The following is a 16,432-nucleotide window of genomic DNA, read 5'->3' as shown; positions in this document are numbered from 1 at the left end:
CAGCATGTCGAGGATCACTTCTCTCAACGGCCGCAGTCTGATCAGCGGCGCGGCCCAGGGCCCATTGTTGTTCGCTGATGTGGGGCTGAGCTTCTGGGGCGGGGTCGAGCCGTTCACCGGGGAGGTGATTGACCGTCACCACCCCCTCAGCGGCGAGCACCTGGGCGGGCAGATACTGGCGATTCCCAGTGGTCGCGGCTCCTGTACCGGCAGCAGTGTGCTGATGGAGCTGATCAGCAATGGCCACGCCCCCGCGGCACTGGTGCTGGCCGAGGCCGATGAGATTCTGACCCTTGGCGTGCTGGTGGCGCAGACCCTGTTCGAACGCTCCCTGCCGGTGCTGTGCATCGGCAACGAGGCCTTCGCCCGCTTGCGCGCCGGGGCATTTGCCCGGGTCGAGGGAGACCGGGTCAGCCTGTTCGATGCTCCGCCGGACGATGGCTGGTCGCCACCGCTCAACGAGGCACAACACCAGGAACCGGTCTGCTCGATCGAGCTGACCCGACACGACCGCGCCCTGCTCGACGGTGAGCATGGCAAGGCCGCTCAGGTGGCCATGCAGATTGTGCTGCGCATGGCACAGCTACAGGGCGCTGAACAGCTGCTGGACATTAGCCAGGCGCATATCGACGGCTGCATTTATACCGGGCCTGCCAGTCTGCGCTTTGCCCGACAACTGGTGGAATGGGGCGCCAAAGTACGGGTGCCCACTACCCTCAACTCAATCTCTGTCGACCAGCGCCGCTGGCGCGAACTGGGGGTCGACCCGGCTCTGGGTGTGCCCGCCAGTGCCCTGGGCGATGCCTATATGGCCATGGGCGCACAATTGAGTTTTACCTGCGCCCCCTATCTGCTGGACAGCGCACCCAAGGTCGGCGAACAGATCGTCTGGGCCGAATCCAACGCAGTGGTCTACGCCAACAGCGTGCTAGGCGCGCGCACCCTTAAATACCCCGATTATCTGGACATTTGCATCGCCCTCACCGGCCGCGCGCCCTTGATTGGCTGCCACTTGGAGGATCAGCGCAAAGCCCGGCTGCAAGTCGAGCTGCCCGCCCTGGGCGAGCTGGACGATGCCTTCTACCCGCTGCTGGGCTACCACATCGGCGCCCTGGCCGGCAGCCGTATTCCCTTGATCCTCGGGCTGGAAGACAGGCAGCCGGATCTGGACGATCTCAAGGCGTTCGGTGCGGCCTTTGCCACCACCAGCGCCGCCCCGCTGTTCCATATCGCCGGGGTCACACCCGAGGCCCTCGACCCGGCACAGGTACTGGATGGCCCGGTGCCGGTGGTCACCATCAGCCTGACGGACCTGTTGCACAGCTGGCACGAACTCAACAGTGCCAGTGACCCCGGGGTGGACGTGGTGTCCCTGGGCAATCCGCACTTCTCCCTCAGCGAGTTCGCGCGTCTGGCCGGCCTGTGCCAGGGGCGGCACAAACACCCCGAGGTAGCCGTGGTCATCACCTGTGGCCGCGCGGTGCTGGAGCAGGCCCGCGCAGCCGGGCATATCGCGGTGATCGAAGGCTTCGGCGCGACCCTGATCAGCGATACCTGCTGGTGCATGCTGGGTGAACCGGTGATTCCCTGCGCGGCCACCACCCTGATGACCAATTCAGCCAAGTACGCCCACTACGCACCGGGACTGGTGGGGCGCAAGGTGCACTTCGCCAGCCTCGCCGAATGCGTGAATGCCGCCTGCAGCGCCAGGGCCGACGGCGGTCTGCCGCAATGGCTGCCAGCGGCGGCCTCACAGGAGATACCCGCCCATGTTTGATTACACCTTTCAATGGCGCTCAGCCCTGCGCGCCTTGCCGGACATGCTGGCCGGGGCCCTGGTGACCTTTGAGACCGCAGCACTGTCGATGATCTTCGGGGTGTTGATCGCCCTCGCGCTGACGGTCATGCGCGAAACCAAAAACCCGCTGTTGCGCGGCATCGGCAACGGCTGGGTCTCCATCGCCCGCAACACTCCGTCGCTGTTCCAGATCTATGTCCTGTACTTCGGGCTCGGCTCCCTCGGCCTGCATGTCAGCTCATGGATCGCGCTGCTGGCCGGGATCACTTTCAACAATGCCGGTTACCTGGCCGAAAACTTTCGCGGCGGTCTCAAGGCCGTGCCCGAAACCCAGGTGCGGGCTGCGCGCTCGCTGGGCATGAGTGCCTTCCAGACCTACCGCATGATCGTGGTCCCGCAGCTGTTGCGCATCGTGTTCTACCCGCTGACCAACCAGATGGTGTGGGCGGTGCTGATGACCTCGCTGGGGGTCATCGTCGGATTGAACAACGACCTCACCGGCGTCACCCAGGACTACAACGTCAAAACCTTTCGCACCTTCGAATACTTCGCCATTGCTGCGGTGCTGTATTACCTGATTGCCAAGGCGATCGTTGCGGTAGCCCGGCTGATGGCCTGGCGTCTGTTCCGTTACTGAGGACGTGAGCATGTTTTCCACCAGCTTTACCTGGAATGACTTTTTATTTTTGCTGGAGGGCGCCTGGGTCACCTTGCAACTGACCGCCTGGGCGATCCTGCTGGGCACCCTCGCCGGGCTGCTCTTCGGCCTGTTGCGGGCCATGTTGCCAAGGGCCAGCCTGCCGCTGGCCTGGGTCCTGGACGTGTTTCGCAGCGTGCCATTGCTGATCCAGTTCGTATTGTTCAACTCGCTCAAGAGCATCATCGGCCTGAACATCAGTGCCTTCAGCGTCGGCTGCATTGTGCTGGGGGTATACGCCGCTGCGTACTTCACCGAAATCGTGCGCAGCGGCGTCCTGGCGGTGCCCTTCACCACGCGCCGGGCCAGCCGCTCGCTGGGGCTGAGTTACCTGCAGGACCTGCGCTACATCGTGCTGCCGATCGCCATGCGGGTAGCGTTTCCCGGCTGGCTCAATCTGGTACTCAGCGTGATGAAAGACACCGCGCTGGTGATGTGGATCGGCATCGTTGAACTGCTGCGCGCCTCGCAAACCATCGTTACCCGTATCCAGGAACCGATGCTGGTGTTGTGCATCGCGGGGCTTATCTATTACGTCATGAGCCTGGTGGTCGCCCGCCTTGGCGCTCGTGTGGAAAGAAGGTGGCAAGAAAATGATTGAGATCGACAACGTCTACAAATCCTTCGGCGATCTGGAAGTGGTCAAGGGCGTCAGCCTGACGGTCAACAAGGGCGAAGTGGTTTCGATAATCGGCGGCTCCGGCTCCGGCAAGTCGACCCTGTTGATGTGCATCAACGGCCTGGAACCGATCCAGAAAGGCCATATTCGCGTAGACGGGATCGAGGTGCACGACAAGGCCACCGACCTCAACCGGCTGCGGCAAAAAATCGGCATCGTGTTCCAGCAATGGAACGCCTTCCCGCATCTGACCGTGCTGGAGAATGTGATGCTGGCCCCGCGCAAGGTACTGGGTAAAAGCAAGGCTGAAGCCGAAGCCCTGGCGGTGCAACAACTGACCCATGTCGGCCTTGGCGACAAGCTCAAGACCTTCCCCGGCAAACTGTCCGGCGGCCAGCAGCAGCGCATGGCCATCGCCCGCGCCCTGGCCATGTCGCCGGACTATATGTTGTTCGACGAAGCGACCTCGGCCCTCGATCCGCAACTGGTGGGCGAGGTGCTGGACACCATGCGCATGCTGGCCGAAGACGGCATGACCATGGTCCTGGTGACTCACGAAATCCGCTTTGCCCGTGATGTCTCCGACCGAGTGGCGTTCTTTCGCAATGGCCTGGTGCACGAGATCGGCTCCCCCGATCAAGTCATCGGCAACCCCCTGCATCCTGAAACTGCAGCATTCCTCAAATCTGTGAAATAGGAGAAAACCATGCGCTCATCCAAAGTCATTCATGTGGTCAGCTGTCACGCCGAGGGCGAGGTCGGGGACGTGATTGTCGGCGGCGTCGCGCCGCCACCCGGTGCCACGGTGTGGGAACAGTCACGCTGGATCGCCCAGGATCAGACACTGCGCAATTTTGTCCTCAATGAGCCCCGCGGCGGGGTGTTCCGCCACGTCAATCTGCTGGTCCCGGCCAAAGACCCGCGGGCGCAAATGGCCTGGATTATCATGGAGCCTGCCGACACCCCGCCGATGTCGGGCTCCAACTCGATCTGCGTGTCCACGGTGTTGCTCGACAGCGGCATTTTGCCCATGACCGAACCCCAGACCAGGCTGATACTCGAAGCCCCGGGCGGGCTGATCGAAGCCGTGGCCGATTGCCGCGACGGCAAGGTTGAGCGGGTCGAAATCAAAAACGTGCCCTCCTTCGCCGACCGGCTGGATGCCTGGATCGAAGTTCCGGGGCTGGGTTCGATCAAGGTCGACACCGCCTATGGTGGCGACAGTTTTGTCATCGCCGATGCCCGGGAGCTGGGCTTCTCCATCACCCCGGACGAAGCGGCAGAGCTGGTGGCGGTGGGGCTGAAAATCACCCATGCGGCCAATGAGCAATTGGGCTTCGTGCACCCGCTGAACCCTGACTGGTCGCATATTTCTTTTTGCCAGATCGCCGCACCTGTGGTGTACGAGCAAGGCATCGCCACTGGCGCCAACGCCGTGGTCATCCGTCCCGGCAAGATCGACCGTTCGCCCTGCGGCACCGGGTGCTCTGCACGCATGGCGGTATTGCAGGCCAAAGGACTGTTGCAGGTCGGGGAGCGTTTTATCGGGCGCTCGCTCATAGGTTCCGAATTTCATTGCCGTATCGACTCCATGACCGAAGTCGCCGGGCGTGCAGCGATCTATCCGTGCATTTCCGGGCGGGCCTGGATTACCGGCACCCACCAGCATCTGCTGGACCCGAGCGACCCTTGGCCACAGGGCTATCGTCTGTCCGATACCTGGCCAGGCGCCTGACCCTCCCCCGGTAACCCTTCTGTAGGCGCAAGCTTTTCACAGCACAGCTCCCGAGCGAGCGCCTGCAGAGAGAAAAGTACCGACGCTTTAAATCGTATACGAAATACAATTACAACAGCAGAGGCAACAGACAATGAGCAAACCCATAAACTGGAGTGGTGTCTTTCCAGCGGTAACCACTCAATTCAACGATGACTTCACAATCAACCTGGACAAGACCCACCAGGTGATTTCCAACGTCATCCGTGACGGCGTATCTGGTCTGGTGGTGTGCGGCTCGGTGGGGGAAAACACCTCGCTGAGCGCCGAAGAAAAAATCGCCGTGACCGAGGTTGCAGTGGCCGCCTCCGGCGGTCGGGTGCCGGTTATCTGTGGCGTTGCCGAGTTCACAAGCGTGCAAGCCGCCAAAGTGGCCAACGCGGTGCGCAAGGTCGGCGTTGACGGTGTGATGTTGATGCCGGCCCTGGTCTACGGTTCCAAGCCGTTCGAAACCGCCGAGCATTATCGCTACGTGGCCAAAAACGCCGACATTCCGCTGATGGTGTACAACAACCCGCCCATCTACAAAAACGACGTGACCCCGGAAATTCTTATCTCCCTGTCCGACTGCGACAACGTGGTGTGCTTCAAGGACTCGTCCGGCGACACCCGTCGTTTTATCGACATCCGCAATCAGGTGGGCGACCGCTTTGTGTTGTTCGCCGGTCTTGATGACGTGGTACTGGAAAGCCTTGCCGTGGGGGCTGAAGGCTGGGTCTCGGGGATGTCCAACGTGTTCCCCAAGGAAGGCGAGACGATTTTCCGCCTGGCCAAGGCCGGACGCTTTGCCGAAGCCATGCCGATCTATGAGTGGCTGATGCCGATTCTGCACCTGGATGCCCGTGCCGATCTGGTGCAGTGCATCAAGCTGTGCGAAGCGATTGCCGGGCGCGGCAGTGCGCTGACCCGCCCGCCGCGTCTGGCCCTGCCACAGGCTGATCGCGAGTATGTGGAACAGATTATGGCCAAGGCCCTGGCCAACCGTCCGCATCTGCCGGACGTCGGTCTTTAAGTGATTGCCGGGGGGCTCTGACTGCCCGCCCGGCTGCCCGTTTTAGCGCACCTACAGGAAGTGCCAGCATGTCCACTCAATCCTCTCACGCAACCACCAGCCCTGCGGGACTCAAACGTGTCGTGGCCGCAGCCATGGCCGGTACCGTCGCCGAATGGTATGAATTTTTTCTGTATGGCACCGCCTCGGCACTGGTCTTCGGCCAGTTGTTTTTCCGCCAGACCGACAGCCCGATCGACGGTATCATCGCGGCCTTTGCCCTGTATGCAGTGGGCTTTCTCGCCCGGCCGATCGGCGGCCTGGTATTCGGTCACTATGGTGACAAGTTCGGCCGCAAACGCCTGTTGCAACTGAGCCTGGTGGTGGTCGGCATCACCACCTTCCTGATGGGCTGCCTGCCCGGCTTCGATACCATTGGCTACGCCGCACCGGTGCTGCTGGTGTTGCTGCGGCTGATCCAGGGCTTCGCCTTTGGCGGGGAATGGGGCGGCGCCATTCTGCTGGTTTCAGAGCACTGCCCGGATAACCGCCGGGGCTTTTGGGCCAGTTGGCCGCAAGCCGGAGTTCCCGCCGGCAACCTGGTGGCTACCGTGGCGTTGCTGCTGTTGTCGACCACGCTTTCGGAGGAGCAATTCCTCTCCTGGGGCTGGCGTGTAGCCTTCTGGTTCTCGGCGGTGGTGGTGCTGATCGGCTACTGGATTCGTACCAGCGTCGACGATGCGCCCATCTTCAAGGAAGCCCAGGCCCGTCAGGCCCAAAACAAACAGCAGGAACTCGGAGTGATTGAAGTGCTGCGTCACCACTGGCGCTCCGTGCTGGTGGGTATCGGTGCGCGGTTTGCAGAAAACATTCTGTACTACACCGTCGTGACCTTCTCGATCACCTACCTCAAGCTGGTGGTGCACAAGGACACCTCCGAGATTCTGTTTTTGATGTTCGGCGCGCACCTGCTGCACTTTTTCATGATCCCGCTGATGGGTTACCTGTCTGACTTGGTGGGACGTAAACCGGTGTATCTGGTCGGAGCGGTGCTCACCGGGTTCTGGGGCTTTGTCGGATTTCCGATGATGGACACCGGCAATAACTGGCTGATCATGGCGGCCATCACATTGGGCCTGGCGATAGAGTCGATGACCTATGCCCCCTATTCGGCGTTGATGGCCGAGATGTTCCCGACCCATGTGCGCTATACCGCGCTTTCGCTGTGCTATCAGGTGGCGCCGATTTTCGCCGGTTCACTGGCACCGCTGATCGCGATTACCCTGCTCAACAAGTACCACAGCTCGACGCCGATCGCCTGGTACCTGGTGGGAGCGGCGCTGATCTCGATTGTGGCTGTGGGCCTGACCCGTGAAACCCGGGGCAAGTCGCTGCATCAAGTGGATGCGGAATCGGCCGCGCGCATATCCGCGCTGGATGGCAATGCACAGACCACAGCCCGTCGTGGAGACTCACTGGCCTGAAGTACGGCGGTGAAACCTTTGAAATCCTGAAACATTTGAAACCCTGAACTGTAGGAGCGAGCTTGTCTCGCGAGCTTTTCATCGCAATGACAAAAAGCTCGCGAGGCAAGCTCGCTCCTACAGACAAGCTCGCTCCTGCAGAAGACGAGCTCGTTTGGGTTGATTGGGCAAGTCGCTGCATCAGGTGGATGCGGAATCGGCGGCGCGCATATCCGCGCTGGATGGCAATGCACAGACCACAGCCCGTCGTGGAGACTCACTGGCCTGAAGTACAGCGTTGAAACCGTTGAACCGTTGAACCGTTGAACTGTAGGAGCGAGCTTGTCTCGCGAGCTTTTCATCGCAATGACAAAAAGCTCGCGAGGCAAGCTCGCTCCTACAGACAAGCTCGCTCCTGCAGACAAGCTCGTTCCTGCAGAAGACGAGCTCGTTAGGAGTGATGGCTCAGGATTTCAGCGCCAGCAGGTCGTGGTACAGGGCTTCGGGAATCTGTACCCCTTCCACCAGGCTGCGCGCCCGGGCTTCATAACGGCGCTGCGACGGCAATCGTGCTCCCTGCCCTTCGATACTTTCGAACAACACCTCGGCCCGGGCCAGATGCTGCTCGGTGGCGGCCCCCAGAAAACGCTGCGGATCGAATGCGATGATCAATTCACCATGGTACGGCGACGACTTGCTCCCCGCGTCCCAGGCCAGTGACTCGGCACTGGTCAGGTCACCGATCAAGGGCCCGGCGATCAGTTCCACCATCGCCGCCAGCGCCGAGCCCTTGTGCCCGCCAAACGTGAGCATCGCTCCCGAGTCCAGTACCACATTGGCATCAGTGCTGGACTGGCCATGGGCATCAACCCCCCAGCCCTCGGGAATTGCCTTGCCTGCCCGCCGGTGCAACTCGATATCGCCACGGGCGATGGCGCTGGTGGCGAAGTCGAATACAAACGGATCCTTGCCCGCACGTGGCCAGCCGAAGGCAATCGGGTTGGTGCCGAATACCGGCTGGCTCCCGCCCGCCGGCGCAACCCAGGCATGGCTCGGGTTACAGGCCAGCGCCACCAGACCGGCAGCGGTCAATTGTTCGATCTCCACCCACAATGCGGAAAAATGCACACAACGATTGATCGCCAGTGCGGCAATCCCGTTGGCCCGGGTCTTCTCTTGCAGTAACGGCAAACCCGCCTGAAACGCCAGCTGGGAAAAACCGCCCGCTGCATCCACCCGAACAATGGAAGGTGCCTGGTCGATCACCCGGGGTTCGGCATCGGCCGAGACCTTGCCCGCACGCAGTGAATTGACACAGCCCAGCACCCGATACAGGCCGTGGGAAGCGCAACCATCGCGCTCCCCGGCAAGTACCGTGTCACTCACTGCGCGGGCATGGGCCGGATTGAAACCGTTATGCAACAGGATGGATTCGGCCAGCTCTTTGGCTTGGACCAGGGACAGTCGGATCATGATCATCTCCTTGAACAGACCCACCAGACTGGCCCATTCAAGGCGTTGCGCGCTTGATTGCTTTAGGCCCGGGCCATGACGAATTCAGCACAGTCCGGTTCCATGGCCGCCAGGCTCCGGAAATGCCCGGAGATGGCCTCGATCAGTTCAGCGTCCTTGACCGGATCCAGCCCCGGATACGGTCGGCCGTTGTAATTTGCACTGTAGGTCAGCACCGTCTCGACACTGCCGCTGTCTTGATACAGGGTGCGCATCAACTGGCTTTCCTGATCCTTGCTGTCTGTGGAACGCAGCGCGTAATGAAGCGCCAGGGCGCTGCCAAACTCCAGGGCGCTGCAGTCGATGCCATGTTTCTTGGCCAGATCGATGCTGCGGAAAATCCGCTCGTTGCGCTGCAGTTTACGCAGCGGATCACGGCCGACGCGGGTACAGGGGTCCTTGAACGAGGTGTTGCAGCGCGCGAGAAATGTGTTCGAGAAACTCTCGACAGCTTGCGCCATGTGCGGGTATTCGGCCACCAGGGCCGGGCCCACTTCCTGACGAATCAAGCGCTCGGCCAGAGCACTGACCCGCGGGTCGCCCATGGCCTGCCCCAACCACGAATAGCCCAGGCGGCTGGCGTACCAGGCAATGATGGCGTGGGGCCCGTTCCACAACAGGTTTTTCATCACCTGGGTCTGGGTGATGTCGTCAACTGTCCTGACCTGGCGCAGACGCTCCAGCAGGTTACTGCAGCGTTCGGCATACAACGGCATGTCCGACTCGCTGTTGAACAGGATCAAATGCAACTGGCTCAGTGCATTGCTGGACTGGGCAAATGGCCGAAAGCGGCTGATCAGGCGTTCGTATTCCGGCACCGGGGTTTTCGGGCTTGCCGTGGGTACGACGGTGTCGTCAGTCAGGCTGTTCTGGAAGATTTTCGACTTGATACGCAACTGGCGCACCAGCGACTCGTTGGACAGCTTGGAGACAATGCGACTGACCACGGTTTCTGCAAAGTGGGTGTTATCCAGAATTTTCTGGCACAGGTGCGGTGCAACCAGCAGTTCGAGCTGGGCTCGCACATGGCGGCGGACAAAGTCCGCGCCGCCGACCTTGTTCAACACAATCAGAATCGTCAACTCACGCCCGCGTCGCTCAAAGCGCCGGATCAAACCCCTGGCAATGACGTCCGCCTGTTTGCGGATCGCGGTTTCCGGCAGGCTCAGCCCGACTATTTCAGCTTCGTCGTACATGCGGATCACCTCTTGGGCGTCATCCATGTCGATCATTCTGAGGTTTTCAATGGTCTGGTCGAACGAGGTCGCACCATAGCGCACGCTGAAGCGGCCAAAGGCCTGGATGGTGTCGCGCAGCATCCGCGAACGGGTGGCCGCGATAATCTCGCAAGGCCGGGTGTAGCCATCCCAGTGGGAGAAAATCTGCGTCAGGTAGCCACCGCCCATGGCCCCGAAACCGTGGATGCCGACACTGAATTGATTGAGGGCCTGGGGGAAACTCTCGTTCAGTTCGGGGGTGCCCAGATCCGGCATGCATTGGTTGAGGTCGCCCAGAAAACCGTGCATGTTCTGGTACGCCTTCAGCGCACCGGCCTTCACTTCGGCTGCCGGAGGCTTGATGTCTTCGATCAGGATCGGCTGCCCTTCGGCACGAATCGCCGACAACAGGCCGTTCTCGGAGTCTTCGAGCATCAGGCAGTGGCCCGGCAGGCAATTGAGGGCACTGGCGGCCTTGAGGAAAATCTCGGGGTGGGGCTTGCCCTGCTCCACTTCATCGCCGCAAACGGTGACGTCGAAGTACTTCAGTACGTTGGCATTGATCAGGTATTCCTCGGCGATGGCGCGGCGGCTCGAGGTAGCCACTGCCATGGTCAGGCCATACTTGCGCAAGCGCTCGAGCACTTCGAGCAAACCGTCCTTGATCGGCACGCCATGGTTACGCACATGGGCCAGTTCAAGTTCATCGGCGCGCTGGCGGACCGCAGCGTAAGGGAAATCTTCACCATGATTGGCCTTGGCCAGCGCTTCGGCCTTGCGGGCACTCAGGCCCAGAGAACCGATCAGGGTTTCTTCGCTCAATGGCGTGCCGTAAATCTCGAGCGCGGCCTGTTTGAGGGTCTTGAAGCGCAGGCGTTCGGTGTCAAACATGGTGCCGTCCATATCGAAGATGGCACTGAAAATTCTTTTACCCTGGAAATAAATCATGGCTCGTGAGTCCTTGTAGCGCGGCGCCTGGTCATGGGTAACCAAACGCTGTCGTGACCTGCAGCTGGCTGGTGCCAGGGATGTCGGGTCAGAAAGTGAGGGGATCAGATAAAAATGCCGGGCAACAGCGCATACCGTTAAAAACGGATGCAAACACGCCGGGTCGGCTGGCGATCAGAAAAAATCTGGAGGGGGGACGTAGCAGTGGCGCCAGTCAGCACAGCTGGCGGGCAAACAACGGGGTGGAATCAAGAGTGCATAGAGGCGGGAGACAAACCCTGTCGCTGCAAGAATGCAGCCTTTGACGTGAGGCCCACACTGCGCAATCAGGGATGCGTAATGTGAGCCGGACTGGCGATTGATACGTGTGATTCCATCCATAGGGAGCTGTAATTTCCTGTAATACGATTGGATACCCTTTTAGCTATAACGCACTTGGAGGCTCTAAATCAAGGAGTGATCCTGGATTGATCACTCGCTTGATCCTGATTTGATCCTCGTTTGATCATGGGCAGTCGCTAACCAGGCACTAAGGCTGCGAGCCTTTGGCACAGCTCCGGGTTTGGGGTCAACCCTGGAGGTTCAACTGCTCCACCAGCACCTTGTTGAAGGCCGCCGGGTCTTCCATTTGCGGGGCGTGGCCCATGCCCGGGAATTCAATCAGCCTGGCCCCGGGAATCAGTTTGGCCGCCTGTTTGCCCAGCACTTTGTAGTCACCGATTCTGGCCTTCACTTGCGCTGAAGCAATATCACTGCCGATGGCGGTGGTGTCAGCATCGCCGATCAATAACAGGGTTGGCACCTTGAGGTCCGGCAGTTCGTAAAACACCGGCTGGGTGAAAATCATGTCGTAGATCAACGCCGAGTTCCACGCCACCCGTTTGTGCCCCGGCCCCTTGTTCAGACCCGCCAGCATGTCCACCCAACGGTCGTACTCGGGCTTCCAGTGCCCGGCGTAATAGGTACTTTGCTCGTACTGGCGAATACCTTCGGCACTGAGTTTCAGTTCCCGTGCGTACCACTGGTCAACACTGCGCCATGGCACGCCGAGGGCTTTCCAGTCCTCCAGACCGATCGGATTGACCAGCACCAGCTGCTCGGTTTGCGGGGCGTACTGCAGTGCATAGCGGGTACCCAGCATGCCGCCGGTGGAGTGGCCGATGATGCTGGCCTTGTCCACCCCGAGGCTGTCGAGCAAGGCATGGGTATTAGCCGACAATTGCTGAAAGCTGTATTGATAACTGGCCGGTTTGCTCGAGGTGCAAAAACCGATCTGGTCCGGCGCCACGACCCGGTAACCCGCCGCGCTCAGGGCCTTGATGCTGTCGCCCCAGGTGGCTGCGCAGAAGTTTTTGCCGTGCAGCAGCACCGCCGTATGGCCATTGGCAGGCCCCGTGGGGGCAACGTCCATGTAGCCCATCTGCAGGGTCTGGCCCTGGGAATCAAAGTTGAAGTGATGCAGCGGGTACGGGTACTCGAAGCCTTGCAGTTGCTCGCCATAAACCGGGGCGGAAGCGGAAGGCGCCGCCAGCGCCTGCAAGGGCAAGCTGCAGGCCAGTACCAGGCATGAGCGTAGAAAAAATGGCATGCGCAATTCCTCAAAAAGACCGGAGCCTCACATTGCACCATTAACCCAAGGTTAAGTAGCGTCTGTATGATGGCGCGCCTGTGAACAGGCCCTGCACTCAAGGCCGCCCATCATTCAGGAGTTTTGCATGAACAGGCTTCACCGGACTTTCAACCAGGGAGAGTCCGCCCCGCGGTTCACGCTCAACCTGCTGACCCTTGGCCTGTTACTGTCCAGCGCAGTGCCGGTGGCCCACGGCGCCAATACCGAGTTGCCGGCGACCGCCGTGACCGCTGAAGACAACGCCGGCTATCAGGCCGACAGCGCCTGGGTCGGCGGTTTCGAAGCGGCACCCCTGCTGGATACCCCGGCGGCGATTTCAGTCTTTACCGACGCGCTGATCAAGGATCAACAAGCCCGCCTGCTCAGCGATGTATTGAGCAACGACGCTTCGGTGGGTGAAAGCTATGCGCCCATTGGTTATTACCAGAATTTCGTGGTCCGCGGCTTCTCGTTGAATTCGGCCAGCAGCTACAAGATCAATGGCCGCACCATCACCGGCGAGCAAAACGTCGGCCTGGAAAACAAGCAGCAGGTGGAATTGCTCAAGGGTCTGTCCGGCCTGCAAAGCGGCGTGTCCGAGCCAGGTGGCGTAGTCAATTACGTGACCAAGCGTGCCGCGGATGTACGCTCCGTCACGGTCTCCACCGATGATCGCGGCAGTGGTTATCTGGCCACCGATGTGGGGGGCTGGTTCGGCAGCGAGCAGCAGTTCGGACTGCGTGCCAATTTCGCCCATGAGGACATCCACTCCTACGTCGAACATGCCAATGGCCAGCGTGATTTCGCCGCTGTGGCTTTCGACTGGAACATCAGTCCCGACGCCCTGCTGCAACTGGATGTGGAGTACCAAAACAAGGAGCAGCGCTCGGTGCCGGGCTATCAATTGCTCGGCGGCACCGAACTGCCGCACCACGCTTCACCGAAAAAGCTGCTGGCTCACCAGAGCGGCTCCAAACCTGTAACCATTGATTCGCTGAACATCAACGGCAACTTTGAGTACCGCTTCACCGATAACTGGAAAGGCAGCCTGAGCGCCTCACGCAGCAAAGTGGTGATCGATGATTACAGTTCATTTGCCTGGGGTTGTTATGGCGCCGCCAGTTGTGCCGGCAGCGCAGTACCCAACTACTTCAGCCCAGAAGGCAATTACGATATCTATGACTTCCGCAGCCCCGACGACACCCGGCGCAATGATGAAGTGCAGGCAGCACTCAGCGGTGTGTTTGATACCGGCGGCATCGGCCATGAACTGACAGTGGGCAGCAGCGCGTTCCGCCGTGTGGTGGATCAGCGCGAGCTGATCAACGAGATGATCGGCAGCGGCAATATCGACAGTGAACCCGAGAACTTTGCGCGCTATGACGGGCCGGTCGAGGACAGCTATCGACGTCTGGACAGCCGCCAGTACGGGCTGTTCTTCAACGACCGGATCAGTTTTAACCAGCAATGGCAGACCGTGCTCGGTGGCCGTGAAGTGCTGCTGGACGAACGCACCTTCGACGACCAGGGCGACACCAGCCGCCATACCCGGCGCTATGAATTCCTGCCCCAGGCCGCACTGATCTACAAACCCGTGCCGAACCTGTCGCTGTATACCCGTTACAGCAAGGGCCTGGCCCTGGGTGGCACGGCGCCCTGGTTTGCCAGCAATGCTTTTGAAACCCTCGCCCCCACCCTGTCACGACAGATTGAAGCAGGGGTCAAGTACGACTGGCGGCGTATCAGCCTGAGCGCGACGCTGTTCCAGATCCGTCAGGACTACCAATATGCCCGCCCCGACGCCACTGCGGGTGCATTCACCTATGTGCAGCCGGGCGAACAGAAAAATACCGGCCTGGAGCTGGCGGCCAACGGTTGGGCCAGTGAGCGCTTGCAGGTATCGGCCAGTGTGACGGCGATCCGCGCCCGGGTGACAGGCAGCGGTACGCCCGAGTATGAAGGCCATCAAACCATCAACGTGCCGACCCTGCGCGCCAGTCTTTATGGTGATTACGCCCTGCCCTGGGTCGATGGCCTGGCCCTGCTCGGCGGGATGCAATACAGCGGCAAAAAATACGCCAGCCAACAGGGCGGTGTGCAGGCTGGCAGTTACGCCATCTTCAATATCGGCAGCCGCTACAGCACCCGTATCGAGGGTTATGACACCGTGTTCCGGCTCACCGTCGACAACCTGTTCGACAAGCGCTACTGGCGCGATGTGGGTGAGTACATGGGCGACAACTATGTATTCCAGGGCGCGCCGCTGACCGCCCGCCTGAGTGCTTCGATCAACTTCTGAAGCATTGACCGCACCTGTAGGAGCGAGCCTGCTCGCGAGCTCTTCGCTGGCATTTTTGAGAGCTCGCTCCTACAGATGGTTCAGGCCCATGACGAAGAATTTAATTGATAGCTCCCTAACAAAAGGCGCAAGCTAGAGGGCTTGGCCGGGCTTTGTATCATTCTGAATGATATTGATCTTCGCTGGGTTCGATTCGTTCCCCGGCCCTCGCGCCAGCATTATCCGCCCATCTCAATAGATTGGCGGACTCCCCCCATGGAACAGTCACTTAAACATTTGCGCTTCCCACTCGCGGCCCTGGCCATCGTGGTGATGAGCGCATGCGGCAAAACTCCACAAGCGACTGCTCCTGCTCCCGCTGCCAAAGTCAGTGTGGCCAAAGTGCTGGAACAGCCGGTCAATGAATGGGACGAGTTCACCGGGCGCCTTGAAGCTCCGCAGACCGTTGAAATTCGTCCACGGGTGTCGGGCCAGATTGATCAGGTCGCCTTCACTGAGGGCGCCCTGGTGAAAAAGGGCGACCTGTTGTTCCAGATCGATCCGCGTCCGTTCCAGGCCGAAGTGCGTCGTCTTGAAGCCGAGGTGCAACAGGCCCGCGCCAACGCCACCCGTACCGACAACGAAGCCCAGCGCGGCGAACGCCTGCGCCAGAGCAATGCGATTTCCGCAGAACTGGCCGACTCGCGCACCACCGCCTCCCAGGCCGCCCGCGCCGGGGTCTCGGCCATTCAGGCACAACTGGACCTGGCCAAACTCAACCTCAGCTTCACCCGTGTGACTTCGCCAATCAGTGGCCGGGTCAGCCGTGCCGAAATCACTGCGGGCAACATCGTCACCGCTGATGTCACGCCGCTGACCAGTGTGGTCTCCACCGACAAGGTGTATGCCTACTTCGACGCTGACGAACGGGTATTCCTCAAATACGCGCAACTTGCCCGCCAGGGCCAGCGCGGTCAGAGCACCCCGGTTTACCTGGGCCTGTCCAACGAAGACGGCAACCCGCACCTGGGCCAGATGAACTTCGTCGACAACCAGGTCAACCCGAAGACCGGCACCATCCGCGGCCGTGCCGTGTTCGATAACGCCGACGGCAGCTTCACCCCGGGCCTGTATGCGCGCCTCAAACTGGTGGGCAGCGGCACCTACGAAGCGGTGTTGATCAATGACGAAGCCGTCGGTACCGACCTGGGCAAGAAATTCGTGCTGGTCATGGACGGCGCCAATAACACTACGTACCGCTCCGTTGACCTGGGACCGAAAATCGAAGGCCTGCGCATTGTTCGCAGCGGCCTGAACAAGGGCGACACCATCATCGTCAAGGGCCTGCAACGGGTGCGCCCGGGTTCACCGGTCACCCCTGAAGTGATTCCGATGGCCAGCGAACAGACCCTCGCCGCACTGGCACAACAACGACAAGCCCTGGAAGCCAGCAACCTGCCCCCAGCCAAGCCCGCCAATGGCGCGCCGAAGCTGGCCAGCGTCGCGACTCCTCGCGGTTAAGGGAC

General features: G+C 60.7%; 12 protein-coding genes. 9 read left to right on the top strand and 3 right to left on the bottom strand.

Features of this window, described 5'->3' with window-relative positions; all coding sequences use genetic code 11:
* The first annotated feature begins 4 nt into the window (after positions 1–4).
* The 7 genes from lhpI (at position 5) to abaF (ending at position 7,363) form a co-directional block, all read left to right on the top strand.
* The gene (lhpI, locus tag JQ848_RS11150; RefSeq protein ID WP_202210686.1) at positions 5–1,777 is read left to right on the top strand and encodes a cis-3-hydroxy-L-proline dehydratase; all 1,773 of its coding nucleotides are present in this window, start codon (positions 5–7) and stop codon (positions 1,775–1,777) included.
* Positions 1,770–2,435, top strand: coding sequence for an amino acid ABC transporter permease (locus JQ848_RS11145; RefSeq protein WP_003445208.1), 666 nt, complete (start codon positions 1,770–1,772; stop codon positions 2,433–2,435). The genes lhpI and JQ848_RS11145 overlap by 8 nt, the downstream gene beginning before the upstream one ends.
* Positions 2,436–2,445: 10 nt before the next feature.
* Entirely contained in the window at positions 2,446–3,096 is a 651-nt protein-coding gene (locus tag JQ848_RS11140) for an amino acid ABC transporter permease (protein ID WP_202210685.1), read from the top strand.
* The gene (locus tag JQ848_RS11135) at positions 3,089–3,811 is read left to right on the top strand and encodes an amino acid ABC transporter ATP-binding protein (RefSeq protein WP_003445202.1); all 723 of its coding nucleotides are present in this window, start codon (positions 3,089–3,091) and stop codon (positions 3,809–3,811) included. The genes JQ848_RS11140 and JQ848_RS11135 overlap by 8 nt, the downstream gene beginning before the upstream one ends.
* Before the next feature lie 9 nt (positions 3,812–3,820).
* Entirely contained in the window at positions 3,821–4,849 is a 1,029-nt protein-coding gene (locus JQ848_RS11130; protein ID WP_010656606.1) for a trans-3-hydroxy-L-proline dehydratase, read from the top strand.
* 133 nt (positions 4,850–4,982) lie between these two features.
* Positions 4,983–5,900 (top strand): dihydrodipicolinate synthase family protein, encoded by a 918-nt coding sequence (locus tag JQ848_RS11125; protein WP_003445196.1) that lies wholly within the window; start codon positions 4,983–4,985, stop codon positions 5,898–5,900.
* 68 nt (positions 5,901–5,968) lie between these two features.
* Positions 5,969–7,363 (top strand): fosfomycin efflux MFS transporter AbaF, encoded by a 1,395-nt coding sequence (gene abaF, locus JQ848_RS11120; protein WP_003445191.1) that lies wholly within the window; start codon positions 5,969–5,971, stop codon positions 7,361–7,363.
* A 444-nt stretch (positions 7,364–7,807) separates the two neighbouring features.
* On the opposite strand, the gene JQ848_RS11115 is transcribed toward abaF, so the two are convergent.
* From JQ848_RS11115 to JQ848_RS11105, 3 genes are all read right to left on the bottom strand, one after another.
* A complete protein-coding gene (locus JQ848_RS11115) occupies positions 7,808–8,815 on the bottom strand; it encodes an Ldh family oxidoreductase (RefSeq protein WP_010656608.1) in 1,008 nt (335 codons plus the stop codon).
* Positions 8,816–8,877: 62 nt separating this feature from the next.
* The gene (gene mtlD, locus JQ848_RS11110; RefSeq protein ID WP_127195604.1) at positions 8,878–11,019 is read right to left on the bottom strand and encodes a bifunctional mannitol-1-phosphate dehydrogenase/phosphatase; all 2,142 of its coding nucleotides are present in this window, start codon (positions 11,017–11,019) and stop codon (positions 8,878–8,880) included.
* A gap of 568 nt (positions 11,020–11,587) precedes the next feature.
* On the bottom strand, positions 11,588–12,607 hold the full coding sequence (locus JQ848_RS11105; protein ID WP_161718575.1) for an alpha/beta fold hydrolase: 1,020 nt from the start codon (positions 12,605–12,607) through the stop codon (positions 11,588–11,590).
* 127 nt (positions 12,608–12,734) lie between these two features.
* Between JQ848_RS11105 and JQ848_RS11100 the strand changes: the two genes are divergently transcribed.
* Positions 12,735–14,927, top strand: coding sequence for a TonB-dependent siderophore receptor (locus JQ848_RS11100; protein ID WP_202210684.1), 2,193 nt, complete (start codon positions 12,735–12,737; stop codon positions 14,925–14,927).
* 255 nt (positions 14,928–15,182) lie between these two features.
* Entirely contained in the window at positions 15,183–16,427 is a 1,245-nt protein-coding gene (gene mexE / locus JQ848_RS11095; protein ID WP_202210683.1) for a multidrug efflux RND transporter periplasmic adaptor subunit MexE, read from the top strand.
* Positions 16,428–16,432: the final 5 nt, after the last annotated feature.

Source organism: Pseudomonas paraversuta (assembly GCF_904067025.1).
Lineage (GTDB): Bacteria > Pseudomonadota > Gammaproteobacteria > Pseudomonadales > Pseudomonadaceae > Aquipseudomonas > Aquipseudomonas paraversuta.
This window is presented reverse-complemented; position numbering and strand designations above follow the sequence as displayed.